We start from the raw sequence: 19,627 nt of genomic DNA, 5'->3' as shown, positions 1-19,627 counted from the left end.
GATGTTATCCTCTGGGCGAGATGGAAAGGTTATAGGTGTTGGTGACTTCCTTGACTTGATTGCCGTGAAGTATTTCGCCGTTCACCACAGCGACTTTTCCGTTCTTGTAGTTCGTAAATAAACGGCCATTGGCGACGCCGCGGGAGAGCTCGATTACGACTGGATAATCCCCGGTGTCGTCCGCAGCGATGTTCGCCAGCATGGTTTCCATTGGCACGTCACTGGCATTCACATACTGGCTGGGGTTTGCTTGCCAACTAAGGCGATACACTGGCCCCACGCCATCGGACTCATCGCTCCCTTTGCGGAAATAAATGATTGCGCTGGTGTAGTGTTCGGGCGAATCGGCGTCCGGGTATGGTTCGGTCGTGAAAAGCACGAGACAGTCGCCACTTTGGCCGTCATCTCGGCGGTCAGAGCCTTCATTGCGATCTTCCTGGGCGAAACTCTTATAGATGATGTAGGCGTTGGAGGAACGGGCCTCTGCGGCCAGGCGCATCGTGAAGCTGCGAACGTCTTCGGAAATTTCAGCTTTCTCCGTGCCCCAGAAAATGCCCCGCGCCACATCGAGCATGAAGCTGATTAGCCCTGCCGACAGCAGGGTGATCAGGAGCAAGGCAATGAGTATCTCGGGCAAGGTGAAGCCTCGCTTGGCCTTGGCGCTGGCAGGATTAGCAGGTCGCATGTGCATGACTAGGAAAATTAGTAGGTGGAGACTTTCTCACAACTGAAGCCACGGACTTCGCCGGTGTAGATGCGGTCTGTGGTCGGATGCTCCCAACTGTATGTCACCTCGAACCAAAATCCTTCAAAATCGGTGGCTTCTTCAACGCTTAGGTTAATCGTGACCGGGAGTTCTTTTTTAATGTTTCCCTCGGCAGTTGAGATAATTGGAACGTTTATTTCCGTATCTTCTTCGAGCGGGAGGTCCATTGACTGGCCAAAGCCAATTAGAAAGCGGTGATAGCCTTTGCCCTCACCATTAACCGGTGGATTCTTCAGGGTTTCGGAATCAACGCTTTTGATCTGTTCTAAAAAGCTGATGGCGACATTGAGCGCCGCTGATTCGTAAAGATTGTTTTCGGCATCGGCGCGAACGGTGAAGACGCCCGCAATGATGCCTCCAGCCAAAATGACGAAAATCGTCATGGCCACCATAATTTCGGTCAAGGTAAGCCCCGAACGCTTTGCCTCCCGCAGTTGTAAGAGTTTGTTTCGCATATATTTCGAAGCAATAGTTACTATCTGACTTAATTGAAATAGGGTCAAATGGCAATTCTTGAGTGATTGCCTTTTACTGGATTTTGCCATTTTCGATACGAGAAATTTGCGATTTCTGGGGAAATTCGCTCTTTGCAGACGATTTTTGCCTGATTTCTGCCGGGTGCTAATCCGTAAAAGTCGAGAAAGTCGGTTTTTTTCGGCTAGACTGGACATTGACCTGGAATCTGCTTTCCTGCCCCAAAAGTATCCTAATGACTATGACGCGACGCTTTGCTACAATCTTCATCTTCGCAATGTTGGGCCTGTTTGGGGCCAACGGGGTCTTGGCTGCCGGTGGCGGCCATGGCGGTGGCGAACCAAGTAATTTTCCAACGCCGCTTTCGACCTACATGGATCAGGAAGAGGAGATGGCGCAAGAGCAGGGGAAGAAGGAGCTGTCTCTTGGCGAAGTGCTCATGCATCGCATTAAGGAGAATCCTTTCAATTTGATCGCCACGATCATCTTCCTGCTCGCAGTCGGTCACACGTTCATGTGCGCCAAGTTCAATAAAATGGCTCACCATTATGAGCACGAGCATCATGAAAAACTGAAGAAGGAGGGGCGCAACTATCCACCGGGAAAAGAGCCCGTGTCCTTCAAAGCGACCTTGTTTCACTTCCTGGGTGAGGTTGAAGCGATTTTCGGCATTTGGGTCGTGCCGTTGTTCCTGGCCATTGTCTTCGCGCCAAAGCATGGCTGGGATGACGCTGTGGCCTACATCGACTCGCGCAACTACGTGGAGCCGATCTTCGTGGTGGTCATCATGGCCATTGCCTCGACCCGGCCCGTGGTCAAGTTTGCCGAATCCTGTCTGAGAGTCGTCGCCAATATTGGCAAGGCGACTCCGACCGCCTGGTGGTTGTCGATCCTGACCATTGCGCCTCTACTGGGCTCTTTCATTACGGAGCCAGCTGCCATGACGATCGCCGCGATGTTGCTAGGGCAGCAGTTCTACATGCTCAAGCCTTCCAAGAAGCTTTGCTACGCCACACTTGGGCTACTCTTCGTGAACGTCTCAGTCGGCGGCACGCTGACCCACTTTGCGGCTCCTCCCGTGCTAATGGTTGCGGTGCCGTGGGACTACGACATCCAGTTCATGATCATGCACTTTGGTTGGCGCGCGATCTTGGGCATTCTCGTGGCCAATACGATTTACTTCATGATCTTTCGCAAGGAACTGGCTGCGCTCAAGGCGCCGACAGTTGAGAAGAATTCCGATAGCAGTGACGAGCCGGTGCCGTTGTGGATTATCCTGGTGCACCTTGGTTTTCTGGCTTGGACGGTTATCACGCTGCATCACCCGCCGTTCTTCGTGGGCGCCTTCCTGTTCTTCCTCGGGTTTACCAAGGCGACTGAGCACCACCAGTACAATTTCAACATCAAGAGCCCAATGCTGGTTGGCTTCTTCTTGGCCGGCTTGGTGATTCATGGCGGATTGCAGGGCTGGTGGATTGCGCCTGTGCTCTCGAGTATGGGCGAGACCGCGCTCTTCTGCATGGCCACGGTTTTAACGGCGTTTAATGACAATGCCGCGATTACCTTCCTGGCCTCACAGGTGCCCGCGTTTAGCCCAGTCGAAGTGCATCATGGCACAGAGATCGTGAAGGAAGGCGTTGAGCTGGCCAAGGCCCAGGCGCTGCAATATGCGGTGCTGGCTGGCGCTGTAACCGGCGGTGGTTTGACGGTCATTGCCAACGCTCCGAATCCTGCAGGTCAAAGCATCCTCAGCAAATACTTTGATGGCGGCATCAATCCGATGGGACTGTTGCTTGGCGCTTTGATCCCGACGCTGATCATGTGCGTGTTCTTTATCGTGATCCCTCACTAATATTTTCTGCGGTAAGCAGACTAAAGGCGGTCCACCATTGGGCCGCCTTTTTTTAACTCTGCTTTCGGGATCTTTCGCTCACAACTTGTCGGATGCTGACACCAAACTGGAGAAGACATGAAGGATGCCGGGCAGGCGCTGCGTTTGGATGGTGGGCTTTTGAAAATATCTCTATTGCTAGTTGTGGTGGCGCCGATCAAGTAAACTGATATCGACATCGTGAGGTGGACATCCCGAAAAATAGCAGCAAACTGATCTTTATGCGTAAAACCAGCGTCATGACCCAGATCCAGCGCGCCTTCGATCAGACGAAGTGGCGATTGCGCGGCATGAGGGTCTATGCGCTCGTGGGTAAGGCGGGGACGGGCAAAAGCTTTCGCGCACGTCTCATTGCTGATTCGCGCCGGATCAGCGCCATCATTGATGATGGCTTGCTCATCCATCATGGGAAGATTGTCGCCGGGCATTCCGCGAAACGGGAAACCACTTATATGGCGGCGGTTAAAACCGCGATGTTCCACCATGCCGAGCACCGGGAAGCGATGAGAACGGCGCTACGGACGGCTAAGCTGGATGGTATTTTACTCTTGGGGACGAGTGAAAAAATGGTCCGCCGTAACTGCCTGACGCTGGGACTTCCCGAGCCCTGTGAAATTCTCAAAATCGAGGATATCGCCACCCGTGAGGAGATCGAAACCGCCCAGCGGGAGCGCAATTCTGGCAAGCACATCATCCCGATTCCAGTGATTGAAGTCCAGCAGGCATATCCCAAGTTATGGGCTCGCTCGCTCAAGGTTTGGTTTGAGCGCGGCATGTGCAAGCTGACCCAGAACAAGTCTTACGACAAAACCGTTGTCCGTCCACGCTTCAACCCGAAGGGGTCGATTACGATTTCCGAAACCGCGCTGACGCAGATGATCCTGCACTGCATGCTGGAGTCGGCGCCGGAGTTAACCGCTCGCAAAATCAAAATCAAGGAAACGCCAGAAGGGTTCCGGATCCAAATGAAGGTTTCGTTGCCTTTTGGCCAGGAGGCAATTCAGACCTGTGCAGACTTGCGCGACTACATTATCCGCCAGGTCGAGAACTACACGGGCATACACATTGAGGAATTTGCGATCCAGATCGATTCAGTCACCGCAAAGCCATTCAAATCGCCATCGGTGAATTAGCGGCTGTCGCTTCGAGAAGAATTCTGGCTTTAGGCGCCGACGCGTGATTGGCCTCGAGTGGCGTTTTCCAGGCCGTTGTCGGGTTCCTTCAGATCATCTGGATCCAGAGAGGCGACGACATCGTTCCAATTCAGGCCATCGACTGGGCGGGAGGTTAGCGGCAATGGCGAGGTGGAGGCTTCGAAGCCGAAGACACGTATGGGCGAGTCTCCCCAGGCGGAATGCCCGGTGAAGCGTAGGGCGCTGATCGTTTGTTTGACGGGCAATACGAGCAGGCGGCGTTTATTTTCGGACTCAGAATGCAAAGGCTCCCAATCTCCTGCAGCGTTTTTCGCTTCGACGACAAATGACTTTACCAGTTGCTTAGGCATGGCAAATGGCTGGCGTTTATGCGGATAGAGCACGGGCATGCGCTTGCTGTCGTTCAGGTCGCTGTCGAAGACTAGGCGCAGGCAGTCAATTGGTTTGGGCTGATCCCAACTGATCGTTACCGACGAACCCGCTGGGCCTTCCCAGGCGTGATCCGTTGCTTCTATTTTACGCTCGTGCCCATTGGACAACACATCAGCCGAAACATCATTGGATGCGCTGAGGTTGGCGTCGTTCATCACTGAGAACGTAGGCTTAGCCAAGCCGGGGAGCCAGCAGTCGTCCTCCATCAGGTGTCGCTGTAGCTCACGCAAACGTTCACCTTTGATGTCACGTGGCAATATTGCATGTTTTGCGCAGAGCGCGGCAGCTGTGCCCGCAGCTTGGCCCATGATGGAGGTGGTGCCCATCACGCGGGTGGATGACATCGCGCAATGAGTGGCTGAAATATTGCGGCCGGCACAGAGTAAATTAGGCACATTGTGCGAATATAAAGAGCGCAGGGGGATGCCGTACGGGCTGGGGGCAGGGTGGAAAATCGTCGGTTTTCCCGGATAGTAAAGACCAGCTGGGTGGTGGTCGTCCATACTCCAGCCGCCATAGGCAACGATGTCCTCGAATTTCCCTTCAGACTCCAGGTCGTGCTGAGTCAGGACATGCTCACCAATATAGCGTCGGTTCTCGCGTTTGCCAGGTAGGGCCCCGAGCCAGCGAAGGCGCCAGTTGGTGAGTTTCTCGGCCTGCGGTCCGCGGTTTTTCATGTAATCCCAGACTCCCCAGGCGGTCTTCACCAATTCGTCGCGAATGACTTCGGCGTCGTCGATGGTGTTGTTTAGTCCGCCGAGCTCTAGCCACCAAAAATTGTTACCAAGGCCGCTTCCCACACGTCCGGGGAGGTTAGAGTCATCATCAAAACGATACGCCCAATTGGGAGGAGTGAAGGTTTGCGGTTCTGGCGTTTCCTCAAGCTGGAGCAAGATGGTGTTGCCCATCGTCTTCAAGTCACAGCGCAACGGTGCGATGGACTCATTGAATTCCTCACGTGCCTCGCGCCCGGTGCGGGTTTCGGCGCCTGAGAGGGGGGCGAGGATGGAATCCCCGGAACAATCGATGAAATAATTGGCTTTGATGCGCCGCCAAGTTTGAGTGGTCATTTCCCAGGCGTCAATGGAGGCCAGGCGTCCGTCTTCGACAACTCCGTTATTGCAAGTGCAGTTCAGAAATGTCGTCAGGCCGGGCGTCAGCTTAGCGAACTCAAACAGCACGGAATCCCACACTGAATACAACCCCTGTGGATTGCGGTGGAGGTTACAGAGCTGTATTTCCTCCAATAGGCCGGCCTCTTTCATGTTTGGTCCATGGGCGCCGCAGATCCACATGCGGACTTCCGAAGACGCGTTGCCGCCGAGAACGGGGCGATCATGCACGAGAATGACAGAGCTGCCGCGCCGCGCCGCCGCAACTGCAGCAATTAAGCCAGCCATACCACCGCCGACTACGCAGACATCGACCGTGTGTTTTTCCAGGGGAAGTTTATCATTCATGAGATTGGGGAAGTCTCTCTCGCCACGCAATTCGGGTAAAATCAAAACGTGGATCAATTTGCTGAACGCGTTAAGTGCATTGCGCAATTATTCGGGATCAGGTGGCTTCGTGATCGCCAATCAAACCGGCTCGCCTATAACTCTATTGCCATGCCTCGGGTTCTGAATCTCGGTTCGATCAACATCGATCATGTTTACACGGTGGATCATTTCGTTCGCCCAGGCGAATCCGAGATCAGCAAAGGCTACGAGGTCTTTGCCGGTGGCAAGGGGTTCAACCAATCCATCGCTTTGGCGCGCGCTGGAGCTGAGGTTAGTCATCTGGGCGCAGTAGGTGAAGATGGCGCGTGGTTGGTGGAGCGGTTAAAGCAAGAAGGCGTTGATGTCGGTTTTGTGAGCCTTCACACCCACGCGACGGGGCACGCGTTGATCCAAGTCGCCACTTCAGGCGAAAACGCCATCGTCGTTTATCCTGGCGCAAACCAAGAGATCACCCACGATGAAATTCAGAAGGCAATGGCAAGCTTTGGCGCTGGGGACTGGCTGCTAACGCAAAATGAAACGAGTGGCGTCGCCGAAGCCATGCAGCTTGCGAAGGAGAAGGGCTTGCGTATCGCTTTCAACGCCGCGCCGATGTCTGAAGCCGTCCACGGCTATCCACTGGAGTTGGTTGACTTATTTATTCTCAACGAAACAGAGGCCGAGGCTTTGGCCGGTGTGGACAAGGAGCCAGCCAGCGATGTTCTGTGTAAGCGCTATCCGCAGGCGGCTATATTGTTGACTCTTGGCGCTGAAGGGGCGCGGTATTTAGATGCGAATTGCGAGCTAACGCAGGCAGCCGAGGCGGTGGATGTTGTCGACACAACCGCTGCGGGAGATACGTTTATCGGTTACTTTCTGGGGGACCTGATCGCCGGAAAATCCATCTCAAACGCATTAGAAACGAGTTGCCGGGCTGCCGGGATTGCGGTGACTCGCCCAGGAGCGTCAAACTCGATTCCTCTGCGCTCGGAGTTTCTTGGATCGACCTCTTGATTCTCTACCAGAGAGAATTGATCAGGCTGCCCAGCGGATTACTATCTTTCTCAGTGTTTGTGCTCGCGGTGGCATTGGCTTGAGCCGCTTTCATGTTCTGTGAACGCTCGACCAAGCGATCAACCATGCGCTTGGAGTGTTCCTTGCTCGTCAGAAAATCCACCCGCTCAATAAATTCTTCGCCCGACATTTTCATGGGCGTCTGTGCGGTCTCCTGCTTGCTTGGGTCGATATAATAAACCGTGTGGATCGCGTATCGGGTATCGAGCGAGTAATTCTTCTCGCCCTTGAAAAAGTCCATAGCCATGTCGAGGACCTCCATGGCGTCTTCGGTAAAGTCATCATAGACCTCCTGATCGACTTCGCCGTAGCGAACTCCAGTAATGAGCACGACGTGGCCATAACCGTAGTCTGAATCTCCCGGCGCTGGAGTTGATGAAGCGACGGGCGATGCTGGCGCCACGTCCGGCGCCTTTTCGGTTTGCGTCACTTCAATGGCTTCGACTGCCTCAGTATTCTCTGGTTGGGCTGTTTGCGCCGAATGTGGGACCCCATCGAAGGTTAGGCCGGCTACCAGCGCATTGCCGGTTTGCAGCGTAATGAGCATTTCGTCGGTCGTCATGAAATCGCCGACGAATTCCTGATACAGGGCGATGCCATGCTCGATGCTGAAGCCTTCTATCGACGATTTGATCAGGATCGCCCGTCGCGTAAGCAGCTTTTCGTTGCGGATGTATTCGGCGAGGTCAGGATTGAGCGCCATGAGGATTTCGCGGTATCCCAATGCTTCATCTTCTTCGGAAATGACATCGGGAGCGAATTGGCTCACCAGGTCGTCCTGCGAATAAAGCAACGACCCTGAGTCGCAATTGATCATCATGGCCGAGACGGCGGCCCAGCAGCGGTAGTTCGTGCTTTGCAACTGGAAATACTCGCCATAGGAGTTCAAATACAAGTCGAAGGTGCCGTCTTCCAAAGTAGTTTGGGACACGCGCTCATGCACTTCCAGTATTTGGCCATCTGCCAAATAAAAATCTGTTCCAGCCAGAAGCGGCAGGGGAATGTCCAGAAAATCGTCAACGTTGCCATATGAGGCGATGTTTGCGACTTCCTTGAGCTCGGAATCGTAGTTTGGCTTCTCCTTGGAACCGGTTTCGGCGATTGCGGATTCGGTCGATTCTTTATCTTCTGAGAACGGATTTATGTCATCCCAAAAGGCGTTGGCGGACGTGGCGGTCGCCAATGACGCTAGCATGCTCCAAAAGGCGATGCGTTCGGTTTTACGTGGAAGTGTGCTTAACATCGTAGAGTGGCGTCGAGGGCTAGCGGAGTTCAGTCTCGCCAGTCGGATTATTGGCGTAAGGGTCCGAAGGCGGTTTGCCGTATTTATTGCAGCCACTGGCGGCAAATGCGCCAGCACAGATCAACATAGCTGCGATTAGGCGAAGGATGTTCTTGGTGTGTTTAGGTGTCTTTTTCATTTCTTAGTTCTTCTCCCATTTGATAGATTAACTTGTCGTATTCTTTCCTTAGAAGCTCATGGTCCAGACGCAGCTTATCCATGTCGGTCGGGTCCATCATGTCATCGAAAAGTGCGGATATTACCTTTACCTGATCGAGGACTCCCCGGCTCTCATACATGGCTTTGACCTCGGCGAGGACGGAGTCATAGGTGCCCGATTCTAAGTACTTCATACGAGTGTCGTAGTAGAAATCGCGGGTTTCTTCGTAACTACGCTTATCTGGAAAGGGGGGCGGGTTCTCTTTGCCAGCGTGTTCCCTCAGGTAAAATGAGCGCTTCTGAAAATCGGCAACGAGCGGAATGGCGATCGCTAATTTATCCGCTGTTTCAGTGAGCAAGTCCTGCATTTTCGCATACTCGAGCTTCCTTTGCTCTACCTGAATATCGATGTGGTATTGGTCGCTTTGAAACTTGTACGACAGAACCGACAACACGAATCCACTGAGAAACGTAACGACAAAAGGCCGATTCAGAATCAGGTCAAACTTGCGAATGCGACACGCAAACGTGCTGGCAAAACGTTGATACGCTTTGGTCATTTTTTAATCAGAAAGAATAGAAGTGAGTGGTGTCTGATTTTTTCAAGTCATGGCAGTGTCTTGTCAACCGTATTAGGGTATTTAATTTGTATTTGTTTGAAATAATGTCTAGTCGGGTGATTTATCTCCTTTAATGATAATCGTATTTCAGTATGGGGGTAATAAAAAACCGCGCCCCAATTGGGACGCGGTTTGAAAGGATTGGCTTGTGGGAGTCGCTTAGGCTTCGGTGGAAGCTTCTTCGCGCTTTTCGCTGCCGCCTTCGTCATCATCACGACGACGACGTCCACCATCACGACCACCGTCACGGCCACGACCGCCACGATCTCCGCCGCGACCACCACGGTCACCGCGACCGCCCTTGCGGTCACCACGGCCACCGCGATCACCACCGCCTTGGTTCTTCGGCTCGTAAGGCTTGCCCTGGGCTTCGCAGAGTGCTGCGAGGCGGGAGAGGCGCACGCGGCCCTTGTCGTCGATGCCCACGCACTTGACGAGGATTTCATCACCGAGCTTGCAGACGTCTTCAACCTTCTCTACGCGGAACTCAGCGAGCTCGGAAACGTGGACGAGGCCTTCCTTCCCGGGGAGACATTCAACGAAGCAGCCGAATTCCTTGATGGCGCGGACGATGCCCTTGTAGGTCTTGCCGGGTTCGATTTCGGCGGTAACGAGTTCAATCTCATTGATCGCACGCTGCATGGAGTCGCCGTCGGTGGCGAAGATGAGCACACGGCCGGAGTTGTCTTCGTTGATGTCGATCTGAGCGCCGGTGATTTCCACGATGCGCTTGATGTTTTTGCCGCCGGGGCCGATGAGGGCGCCGATCTTTTCCGGGTCGATCTGGACCTGCTCGATGCGCGGCGCACAGGGCTTGAGCTCAGTGCTCGGCGCTTCGATGGAAGCCGTCATGATGTCGAGGATCTTGTCGCGGGCGATCTTGTTCTGGTAGATGGCCTGCTTGGCGAGCTCCATTGGGATGCCCTTGATCTTCAGGTCGAGCTGGAAGCCGGTGATGCCTTCCTTGGTGCCGCAGATCTTGAAGTCCATGTCGCCGAAGTGGTCTTCCGCGCCGATGATGTCGGTCAGGATGACGCTTTCGGTGATGTTGCCTTCTTCCGCGCCACGGGTCACGAGGCCAACGGAGATACCAGCAACCGGAGCGCTGATCGGCACGCCGGCGTCCATGAGGGACAGGGTGCCGCCGCAGACGGAAGCCATCGAGGTCGAGCCATTGGACTCAAAGATGTCGGAAACCAGACGGATCGAGTAGGGGAATTCATCTTCACCCGGCAGAACGGCGAGCAAGGAACGCTCGGCGAGTGCGCCGTGACCGATTTCGCGGCGACCTGGGCCAGTGAAACGGCCGCATTCGCCCACGGAGAACGGAGGGAAGTTGTAGTGAAGGATGAAGCTCTTGCTCTTCACGCCGCCGGTGAGGGCGTCGAGGTCCTGGGAGTCCTTGCTGGTGCCGAGGGTCAGGGAAACGATGCCCTGGGTCTCACCACGCTGGAACAGCGAGGAGCCGTGCACGCGGGGGAGGACGTCGGTTTCGCAATGGATGTTGCGGAGGTCGTCCGGGCCGCGGCCGTCAACGCGCTTCTTGTTCACGAGGATGTTCTCGCGGTAGAGCTCTTCCTGGAGCACTTCGAAAGCCATGTTGATCTGCGGGCCAACCATGTCTTCCTCAACGAGGCCAGCAGCCTTAACGGCGGCGACAGCTTCGTCCTTCAGGGCGGAAACGGCGTTGCCGCGTTCGACCTTGGAGTCCTGGAAAACAGCGGCCTGCATCTTTTCGCCAACGGTTTCGCGGCAAAGAGCGAGCACGTCGTCCTGCACCTTGATGAGGTCGAAGTCCTTCTTGGTCTTGCCGACCTTGGCGGCGAGTTCCTTCTGAGCGGCGATGAGCGGCTGGATGGCGTTTTGCGCGAATTCCAGAGCTTCGATGAAGCGGGATTCCGGGAGCTGGTCCGCAGAACCTTCGATCATCATCATTTCCTTTTCGTTGCCGACGTAGATGAGGTCGAGGGTGGACTCGAACATTTCTTCGTGGGTCGGATTGACGACGAATTCGCCGTCGATTTCGCCAAGACGGATGCAGCCGATCGGGCCGTGCCACGGGATGTCCGAGCACAAGCAGGCGGCGGAAGCAGCGTTGACCATGAGCACATCCGGGTCATTGACCAAGTCGGTGCTCATCAGGATGCCGATGACCTGCACTTCGAAGAGGAAGCCCTTCGGGAAAAGCGGGCGCAGGGGGCGGTCGCAAAGACGCGAGGTGAGGATTTCCTTCTCGGAGGGGCGGCCTTCGCGCTTGAAGTAGCCACCTGGGAAGCGGCCTGCGGCGGCAAAGCGCTCGCGGTAGTCCACGGTGAGTGGGAAGAAATCCTGGTCGGGTGAGCGCAGGGAGTGTGCAGCTGTGGCGGAGACAAAGAGAGTTGTCTCGCCCTTGGTGATCGTAACGGCTCCGTTGGCCTGTTTTGCGATGGTGCCCGACGCAATGGTGATGTCGAGCGATTCGATGTATACGCTATGTTCTTGTTTCATTTATCTTTTGGTATGAGTCGGCGGGCGGATCGGACGCGGTCGCGGACATGTTTCTTTGTTTTAGTGGGTTTTTGCGGAAAATCTTCGCAGCGTGGAGTAATGGATCAGCCAGTAAAGCGCTAAGCCAACAATTCCCGTGAGCAAGACGATTAAGGCCCAGAGGAAGGGGCTGGCTAGAAATAAACCATTTCGAACATCGTAGGCCTTGGCGTCGAACAGGACGTAGAGCGCCATCCAGATGTGCGCCACCACCATGCCCAGCCAGAATAAAATCCATAGGGCGGTTAGGAGCATGGCGATTATCTCCATTGGCGTTTCGGGGTTAAATAAAAAAGCGGGCGCGGCGTAACCGGGCCCGCTATTGCGGATTTAAAAGAACTGTGGTTGCTTTAGGGGGCAGTGAGCCATGCTAAACTTTGGGCAATGCCCAAACTCTGGGTGCAGCGACACGCTGCTTAGCGGCGGAGGCCGAGGCGCTGAATGATGTTCTTGTAACGCTCCAGATCACTCTTGCGGAGGTAGTTGAGCAGCTTACGGCGCTTGTTGGTCATCTGAATCAGACCGCGGCGGGTGTGGAAGTCCTTACGATGCGAGCGGAGGTGCTCGGTGAGGTGGGAAATGCGTGCGGTGAGCAGCGCAACCTGCACCTCAGGCGAACCGGTGTCGCCCTCGTGGGTCTTGTATTCAGCGATGATCTTGTCTTTATCGATTGCGGTGGAACTAGCCATTATATGTATGTTGATTCTCACGAACGCCGGGACTCCGAAATTGCTCGGAATCGCATTTCCCGCGACGCGCCGGAAATGCCGTTAACAACCCGAATGAAGGGTTGGGCTCGAGGAAGCGAGACTACGGCAAGCAGCCTGGCTTCTAACGCAAGCCGGAAGAACATCAGCATTTTGCGCAGAAGTTCAAGCTTTTTGTGCTTTTATTCGTGGTGCTGGAAATAGGCGTCGATTGCTTGGGATTGGATTCAACGTGCGCCGCCACAATGGAGCCATTTGGCGGTGATTTGGTTTTCCGGCGCATCATCAACTTTCATATCCATAGTTTGGAGGCAGTAACTACTAGTTGTTTAGTGTGTAAATAGGGGGTAGGCCTCTGCGTTGCTAAAGTTTTACAGTTTCTTCAGCATGATAAAACTTCGTGTTTTTCTCGGTTTTTGATAAGGTGAATCCCATCAGAGTAACTGGAATATCACCTATACATAAATCTTACATTTATCCCCCATCAGTATCATGAAACAAAAAAAACGCTACCTATCAGTCGACGAGCTGCTCTACCTGGCACAGGCTCCCAAGTCGCTCATCCTTGAGATTCTCAAGACCCCATCCGCCAAGACCCACCTCGTAGAAATCGACGCCTTTGCCTCATGGGACAAAGAGCGTCAGCGGGATTACCTAGTCGCGAAGCACCGCCTGCAGGAAATCATCACCGACGCCAGCCGCTACGAAAACATGGAGGTGGACCTGTCGAACCTGCAACTGGAAACCCTGCCGCCGGAAATCCACTACGTTGTGCGCCGGGCCAAGCGTTTCCGCCTCAATCTGGCGGGCAATCACTTTACGCACTATTATGAGGTCCGTCGCTGGATAACCCGGGATACGCCGGACCACGGGATTCCGTTTGATGCGATCAACCTGGATGGAAACCCGATCATGGACTTATCTGAAGCAATGATCGAACGGGGCAAGGTTTCGGCGCATTACCTGGAGGAATACTGGCTGCGCAATTGGGCCAAGCCTTACACCATCGCCGAGCGCGTCACGCGGACCATGGAACTCCAACGGTTCACCGGGCAGGACGTCGTCAACGCGATGAAACTCATGCTCCACATGACTGGCGCTTCGCAGGCCGCCGACGTGCAAACCAATGACGATAAGCGCGAGGGATTGCTCGAAGCTATCGCCTAGCCGCCCGGCAATTTGAATTTTCGCAACTCGCGAAAAGCAGTGGTTATAACAATGGGAGGGACGCTCGAAGGAGACGAGCGTCCTTTTCTTTGCCTTGTTCACTGGAGGATTGCCCCAGCGTTCTGGCGCTTTTTTCGGCCGGTCGTCATATAGAGCTAGATCGTAGCGTACTGCTCAGTCATTTGCCCAATGGGCAAATCAATCGGTCCAGCCGGAGGCTGGGCTGGTTAGGCAGATGCCGCGGTGGCTTTTTCGGCCTGACGCTTTTCCAGCAGACCAAAGAGGTCCACTTGTTCGTCGGCGTGGTAGCTGGAGCGGACCAGCGGGCCGCTTTCGACGACGTCGAACCCGAGATCGAGTGCCCACTGTTTCCAATGGGCAAATTCTTCCGGCGTCACCCAGCGATCCATCGGCTCGTGCTTCTTCGTGGGCTGGAGATACTGGCCGATGGTGAGAATGTTGCAGTCGATGGCGCGGAGGTCGCGCAGCAACTGCTCAATTTCTGCTTCCTTTTCGCCAATGCCGAGCATGATGCCGCTCTTGGTCACGAAGCCGCGGCTCTTGGCGTGCGATAGCACCCAGAGCGAGCGGTCATAGCGCGCGGTCTTGCGGATCGGGCGTTGGAGGCGCTCCACGGTCTCCATGTTGTGGTTGAAAATGTCGGGCTTGGCGTCGAGGACGATATCCAGGTGCTCGGCCTTGCCTTTGAAGTCCGCCGGGAGAATTTCCACGGTGGTGTTCGGGCACTTGTAATGAACGGCTCGCACGGTGGCCGCCCAAACGCTGGCGCCGCCGTCCTTGAGATCGTCCCGAGCTACAGAGGTGATGACCACGTGCTTGAGGTTCATCTTTTTGATGCTGTCCGCGACACGGGCAGGTTCGCCAATGTCATATTCAGGCGGGCGCCCAGTGGCGATGTTGCAGAAGGTGCAGGCGCGGGTGCACACGTTGCCCAGGATCATGACGGTCGCAGTGCCGCGGCTCCAGCATTCGCCCATATTCGGGCACTTGGCGCTCTCGCAGACGGTGTGCAGCTTGTGCTCGTCTACGTTTTTGCGGGTGGCCATGTAGCCAGGCCCGTTGGGAAGCTTGGCGCGGAGCCAATCAGGTTTGCGCGTAATTTCGGACATCTTGAATCGTCAGACAATCGACATGATCGCCGAAGATTTCAACCGTTTTCTTGGATTGGTCAATGATGGCGAGGCGTGCGAAAGATCGAATCAGAAAAATAATTGGTAGAGTGTGGGCACTCAGAGAGGAGCCGTCCGAACAACTATAGGTCTTGGAGCACGGGCAAGCGTTTTAGTTGGTTTGGCGCCCTTCGTGGTTAAAAATCTCGTATGGCGCATCATCACTAGAGCCACAATTATCAAGGGGGACAGTAAGGGGGGCGTCGTCTCCAAATCTCACTTTTCTTTTTTGCCCTCGTCCCTCAGTCGGTCAAATGCGGTGGGCTTGGTTCCAGACTTCAGCAGTTCGCAGAGCTTGGTGGCGCAGGCTTCGGGGGTGAGGGCGCCGGTGTCGATCACCAGATCGTAGGCGCCGTATTGATGGACGCGGTCATTTTGCCAGCGGGCAAAGCCGACTTGGCGGTCGCCGCGTTCTTTTTCCCTGCGTTCCAACTCTTCGAGCGGGCATTCCACGCCGACGAAATACACGTCGAAGCCAGCGAGCGAATCGAGGCATTGCTCCAGCCACACGCGGCTTTCCATCACGTAATCGATGATGACGGGGAAGCCGCATTCGACGATGTTGGGCAATGATTTGTTGAACGCGCCAATCAGCGGCCAGAGCACTTGCTTGCGGACTTCGTCATTGTCCAGCACGTGCTGCGGAAACATGAAAATGAAGCTATCGATCGAAGCGTAAAGCGTGGGCTCACCCCACTGCCGCTGAAACTCCTTGGCCATCGTCGTCTTGCCGACGCTGGACGTGCCGTTGAGGAAAAGGACTGGCGGGGGATGGGGCATGCTTAGTTGGTATACAGTAAGTGTAGTAATCCATGATGGGCAATTTATTTAACCACGAAGGACATGTAGAGCACGAAGGCTTAGAGGCAGCGTTTTTCTTTAACCGCAGAGAACGCGGAGGACGCGGAGAGCAGGGAGGAGTTTTTAACTGTAATTGCTGCTGCTATTGGCGACTAACATAGAGAATTTTTGAACTACGCGTATCGGCATACCAGCAAGGCTCTTTTCTTGTTCCAGGAATAACCCCGAATCTTACAATGCCATCTGCTTCAATATCATGATTCTCGTCGGAGTCGGAATACACCGTTATTTTCATTCCATCAGTAAGAGTGATATTCAACTTCTTTATGTCCTCCTTCGTGCCACGATAGTTTAGGAGCATGAAGTCTGGTTGATATGGACCATTGAAGTCGGAGTAGATTCTAGGTTTCATTGTACGATTGTTTTTCCCTCAACGATCTCTGCGTCCTCCGCGTTCTCTGCGGTTAAATAAAACGCTGCCCCTTCGCCCATTTCAGCTTCGTGCTCTTCGTGGTTAAAAAAACGTCGGATGGAATCTCACTCTCGCTCCAGCCTGAACACCGTGGCGCCGTCGAAGGCGGTGTCGCCGGGGGTGGATTGGGCTGTGGCGGTGACTTTCCATTCGGTGTTGGCTTCGAGGAAGGCCTCGACCACGCCACTGTTTTCCTCGGGCTCGAGGGAGCAGGTGCTGTAGATCAGGCGGCCACCATCGGCGACGAATTCTGCGGCCTTGGTCAGGAGCTTTAGCTGGAGCTCGGCGCATTGGGCGAGGTCGCGCGGGGCCAGGCGGGTTTTGACGTCGGGGCGGCGGCGGATGACGCCCGTGTTCGAGCAGGGCGCGTCGAGGAGCACGCAGTTGTAGGCGCCAAATTCGTCGGGCAGCGCTTCGAAGAGGTCGAGCGCGACGAGGTGGAGCTCGGGGCCGTCGATGCCTTCGCCGGACCACTTGCGGAGGTTTTCGTCGAGCTGGGCAATGCGCTTGCCGGGCTGGTCGAGCAGCACGAGGGCGCCCGCGGGGTCATCGCCGAGGGCTTCGATCAGGTAGCTCGCCTTGCCACCGGGCGCGGCGCAGAGGTCGAAGACGGCTTCGCCAGGTTGGACGTCGGCTAGCGCGGGCGCGAGCCAGGTGGCGGGGTCCTGCGCGTAGGCCTGACCGGAGTTAAGCTTTTCCAGAGCCTCAGGCCACCGTGCGTTTTCGCCCAAGTGGTAAAAGAGTGGCGGCACGGACAGCGAAAACAGCGGCGCATCGCTCTCGGTGCATTCGACGAGTGCATCAAGCGTCATTGGCAGCCAGTCGGCGGGGGCAGGGGACTTGGCGCGCCAGCGGAGCGCGGGCTCGGCGGCGATTTGATTATAAAGGAGCGTCTTCTCGGTCCACTCGGAGCCGTGCTCGGCGATCCAGCGGCGGACGAGCCAGTCCGGGTGGGAAGAGCGCAGGCCGAGTGAGCCGCTGTTGGCGACTTCTTCCATGAGGCCGCGACAGCGGCGGAGAATGGCGTTGGCGAACTTGGCTTCGCCGGGCGTGAGGGCCCTTTTCACGCGTTCGACGGTGAAGTCGGCAATCTTCGGCAGGGTGTCGTCGTTTTCGAGTCCGGGGAAAAAGATGGCTGTGGGTAGGCCGTCGTCGTCTTTTTTGGACTTCTTGACCTGGGGGATGTGGGCGCCTGCGGCGATGTTTTCAAGCCATTCGGCAAGGGCTACAGCGAGCATGGCGTGGAGTTGGGGGCGGGGCGGACGCTCGATCAGGGTGTCCAAGAGGTGATTTATCAAGCGATTATGTCGCATGGCGCCGTAAAACAAGCGTTGACAACGGCGCCTTTCCTCGGACGAAATAGCGTCAGACAAATTATTCAACAGCGCGTCGGCCTTCTGGTTGGGGCGCGAGGCAAACTTTTCACACAGCGCGACTGCCAAGGCCCAGCCATCCGTGGACGCGCCGTGTTTCTTTTTCGACTGATCAGCGTGAGTTGAGCGGTTAGGAGAGTTTGAAGAGTGCCTCATTTCAGATCACTTAAAAAACCCATGAACCAAGAAGCAATCGATTTGCTCATACAAAAGCAGCCTAAGTTGGCTGGCTCTCGCGACAAGCTGGAAGCTATGCAGCCCGGTGCATATTGCATGCACCGCTCCTGGGGCTTCGGCGTGATAAAAGACTACGACGAAGGCGAGGCTAAGCTCGTCATCGACTTTGAAGACGGCAAGGACGGTCACCAAATGGCCCCCGCCTTTTGCGTCGACAAGCTCGAAATCCTCGAACCGGATAACATCCTCGTGCGCCGCCGCACCGAGCCCGACGTCATCGAAGAGATGATCAAGAAGCGCCCGGGCGATCTGATTGTTGAAATCCTTTCCCGCCTGCCCGATCAGGAAGCCGGCCCGACAGAGCTTGAGCTGCTGCTGTCCCGTCTTCTCGGCCCCACTAAGTTCAAAAAGTGGTGGACGCAGACCAAGAAGGTCCTCGTGAAGGACCCGCGTATCCAGACGCCGTCCCGCAAGATTGACCCATACGTGTTGCGCGATGAGCCGCTCAAGCCCGAGCAGGAAATTCTGGAAGACTTCTACGTGCTCAAGCAGCCCAAGAAGAAAATTCTCCTTGCCGAGAAGCTTTACCAGATCTCTGAAAACGTCAACGAGGTCGAAGCCGACCTGCCGAACATTTTCGAGCACCTGACCGAAGCGGTGAAGAAGGCCTCCCACGGCCTGAGTCAAGCTGAGCGTTTACACGGCGTGTGGGTTCGTAATGACTTGGCCCGCCACCTCGACGCCGACCCGGAAACCATCGAGCCGACCTCGAAGTCGCTCATCATGGAAACCGAGGACCTCAATGAGCTCGCTTCTGAAATTCCGACCGGCTATCAAAAGCGTTTCCTCGACTTGCTTTCCCGCACTTTCCCGGACAACTGGCAGACCGTCGTCATCGACATCTTGCGCAATTCCGAGGGCAAGATGACCAGCGAGAGCATCTCGTTCCTCGTTGAACGTGACTGCGAGCAGCTCGTGGCCGATCATTTCAAGCGTTGGTTGCGCGAGCAAAATCTCCGTGGACCGGTTCTGCTGTGGATCATCAAGAACCGCAACAGCCGCAAGTTCCGCAAGTTGGTGGACGGCCTTATCGGCCCGCGTTTCCTCAACAACGTGCTTTACGCGATCGACCTTGAGGCGCTCCAGAACACCGGCACCCGCCGCATTCCCCTGGGCGACATTCTCTCCGACGACAAGGAGCTGATCACCGACATGCTGGCCGACGCGAGCGAAGAAGAAGCGCGAGACTTGGCGCAGGGCTTACTGCTCAATCAGGGCTTCGAAGACCTCACCAAGAAGTCCTTGCTGGCCCGCTTCATTAAGTCGTTCCCGAGCATCCAGTCGCTCATCTCTGGCGCACAGCCCGAGAAGGTGGAAGACCTCATCGTTTCCAAGAAGAGCTTCGAAGCGCTCAACGCCGAACTCCGCGACCTCATCGAGAAGAAGATTCCGGAGAACAAGGAAGCCATCGCGGTTGCCCGCGAACACGGCGACTTGAAGGAAAACTCGGAATACAAGATGGCTCGTCAGGACCAGGATACGCTCATGGCCCGCAAGGCCAACCTCGAGCGCGATCTCGGTCGCGCACGCGTCACCGACTTCACCGAGGCAGGCACCGACGCCGTTGGCGTTGGCTCGATCGTCAAGCTCAGCAACAGCAACGATCAGTCCGAAGAGTACGCGATTCTGGGCGCCTTCGACTCCATGCCGGAGCAGAACATCCTGTCCTACAAGACTCCGCTGGGCCAAGCCTTGCTGGGTAAGGGCGTGGGCACGACAGTCACCACCGAAATCGACGGCAACTCCGTCCAGTGGACCATCGAGGGCATCGAGCGCTGGGTAGAGTCCGGTCGCACGTTGTAAGCTAGGTTCGCCGAAATT

Annotated in this window: 17 protein-coding genes; 5 read left to right on the top strand and 12 right to left on the bottom strand. The window is 55.5% G+C overall.

What is annotated here, in order from left to right; genetic code table 11:
* Positions 1-4: 4 nt before the first annotated feature.
* Both RBB63_RS15930 and RBB63_RS15925 read right to left on the bottom strand, forming a co-directional pair.
* Positions 5-691 carry a prepilin-type N-terminal cleavage/methylation domain-containing protein gene (locus RBB63_RS15930; RefSeq protein WP_309385962.1) on the bottom strand — a complete coding sequence of 229 codons (687 nt, stop codon included), beginning with the start codon at positions 689-691 and terminating at the stop codon, positions 5-7.
* A gap of 11 nt (positions 692-702) precedes the next feature.
* Positions 703-1,221 (bottom strand): PulJ/GspJ family protein, encoded by a 519-nt coding sequence (locus RBB63_RS15925; RefSeq protein WP_309385961.1) that lies wholly within the window; start codon positions 1,219-1,221, stop codon positions 703-705.
* A 260-nt stretch (positions 1,222-1,481) separates the two neighbouring features.
* On the opposite strand from RBB63_RS15925, the gene RBB63_RS15920 reads away from it, so the two are divergent.
* Positions 1,482-3,092: a putative Na+/H+ antiporter gene (locus RBB63_RS15920; RefSeq protein ID WP_309385960.1), complete on the top strand. Its 1,611-nt coding sequence runs from the start codon at positions 1,482-1,484 to the stop codon at positions 3,090-3,092.
* Between the two features lie 260 nt (positions 3,093-3,352).
* Positions 3,353-4,264: a hypothetical protein gene (locus RBB63_RS15915; RefSeq protein WP_309385959.1), complete on the top strand. Its 912-nt coding sequence runs from the start codon at positions 3,353-3,355 to the stop codon at positions 4,262-4,264.
* A 29-nt stretch (positions 4,265-4,293) separates the two neighbouring features.
* Here the strand turns inward: RBB63_RS15915 and RBB63_RS15910 are convergent, their stop codons facing one another.
* Entirely contained in the window at positions 4,294-6,177 is a 1,884-nt protein-coding gene (locus RBB63_RS15910; RefSeq protein ID WP_309385958.1) for an FAD-dependent oxidoreductase, read from the bottom strand.
* A 150-nt stretch (positions 6,178-6,327) separates the two neighbouring features.
* Here RBB63_RS15910 and RBB63_RS15905 point away from each other — a divergent pair, with 150 nt between their 5' ends.
* The gene (locus RBB63_RS15905; RefSeq protein WP_309385957.1) at positions 6,328-7,212 is read left to right on the top strand and encodes a ribokinase; all 885 of its coding nucleotides are present in this window, start codon (positions 6,328-6,330) and stop codon (positions 7,210-7,212) included.
* 4 nt (positions 7,213-7,216) lie between these two features.
* Here the strand turns inward: RBB63_RS15905 and RBB63_RS15900 are convergent, their stop codons facing one another.
* The 6 genes from RBB63_RS15900 to rpsO all read right to left on the bottom strand — a co-directional run bounded on the left by RBB63_RS15900 (position 7,217) and on the right by rpsO (position 12,548).
* Complete coding sequence (locus RBB63_RS15900) at positions 7,217-8,515, bottom strand: hypothetical protein (RefSeq protein WP_309385956.1); 1,299 nt, start codon at positions 8,513-8,515, stop codon at positions 7,217-7,219.
* Between the two features lie 19 nt (positions 8,516-8,534).
* The gene (locus tag RBB63_RS15895; RefSeq protein ID WP_309385955.1) at positions 8,535-8,693 is read right to left on the bottom strand and encodes a hypothetical protein; all 159 of its coding nucleotides are present in this window, start codon (positions 8,691-8,693) and stop codon (positions 8,535-8,537) included.
* Positions 8,677-9,273, bottom strand: coding sequence for a hypothetical protein (locus RBB63_RS15890; RefSeq protein WP_309385954.1), 597 nt, complete (start codon positions 9,271-9,273; stop codon positions 8,677-8,679). The genes RBB63_RS15895 and RBB63_RS15890 overlap by 17 nt, the downstream gene beginning before the upstream one ends.
* 219 nt (positions 9,274-9,492) lie before the next feature.
* Complete coding sequence (locus tag RBB63_RS15885) at positions 9,493-11,820, bottom strand: polyribonucleotide nucleotidyltransferase (RefSeq protein WP_309385953.1); 2,328 nt, start codon at positions 11,818-11,820, stop codon at positions 9,493-9,495.
* 60 nt (positions 11,821-11,880) lie between these two features.
* The gene (locus RBB63_RS15880) at positions 11,881-12,129 is read right to left on the bottom strand and encodes a hypothetical protein (RefSeq protein WP_309385952.1); all 249 of its coding nucleotides are present in this window, start codon (positions 12,127-12,129) and stop codon (positions 11,881-11,883) included.
* A 146-nt stretch (positions 12,130-12,275) separates the two neighbouring features.
* Positions 12,276-12,548, bottom strand: coding sequence for a 30S ribosomal protein S15 (gene rpsO, locus RBB63_RS15875; protein WP_309385951.1), 273 nt, complete (start codon positions 12,546-12,548; stop codon positions 12,276-12,278).
* Between the two features lie 510 nt (positions 12,549-13,058).
* Between rpsO and RBB63_RS15870 the strand changes: the two genes are divergently transcribed.
* Positions 13,059-13,733, top strand: a complete 675-nt coding sequence (locus RBB63_RS15870; protein WP_309385950.1) for a hypothetical protein — start codon at positions 13,059-13,061, stop codon at positions 13,731-13,733.
* Between the two features lie 227 nt (positions 13,734-13,960).
* On the opposite strand, the gene lipA is transcribed toward RBB63_RS15870, so the two are convergent.
* From lipA to RBB63_RS15855, 3 genes are all read right to left on the bottom strand, one after another.
* The gene (gene lipA, locus RBB63_RS15865) at positions 13,961-14,863 is read right to left on the bottom strand and encodes a lipoyl synthase (RefSeq protein WP_309385949.1); all 903 of its coding nucleotides are present in this window, start codon (positions 14,861-14,863) and stop codon (positions 13,961-13,963) included.
* 276 nt (positions 14,864-15,139) lie between these two features.
* Entirely contained in the window at positions 15,140-15,703 is a 564-nt protein-coding gene (locus tag RBB63_RS15860) for a chloramphenicol phosphotransferase CPT family protein (protein ID WP_309385948.1), read from the bottom strand.
* A 558-nt stretch (positions 15,704-16,261) separates the two neighbouring features.
* The gene (locus tag RBB63_RS15855) at positions 16,262-17,725 is read right to left on the bottom strand and encodes an RsmB/NOP family class I SAM-dependent RNA methyltransferase (protein WP_309385947.1); all 1,464 of its coding nucleotides are present in this window, start codon (positions 17,723-17,725) and stop codon (positions 16,262-16,264) included.
* 21 nt (positions 17,726-17,746) lie between these two features.
* Here RBB63_RS15855 and RBB63_RS15850 point away from each other — a divergent pair, with 21 nt between their 5' ends.
* Positions 17,747-19,609, top strand: a complete 1,863-nt coding sequence (locus RBB63_RS15850) for a GreA/GreB family elongation factor (RefSeq protein WP_309385946.1) — start codon at positions 17,747-17,749, stop codon at positions 19,607-19,609.
* Positions 19,610-19,627: the final 18 nt, after the last annotated feature.

Origin of the sequence: Cerasicoccus frondis (assembly GCA_031296915.1) — a bacterium.
Lineage (GTDB): Bacteria > Verrucomicrobiota > Verrucomicrobiia > Opitutales > Cerasicoccaceae > Cerasicoccus > Cerasicoccus frondis.
Note: the sequence above shows the minus strand (reverse complement) of the source record. Positions and strands in the feature narration are given on the sequence as shown.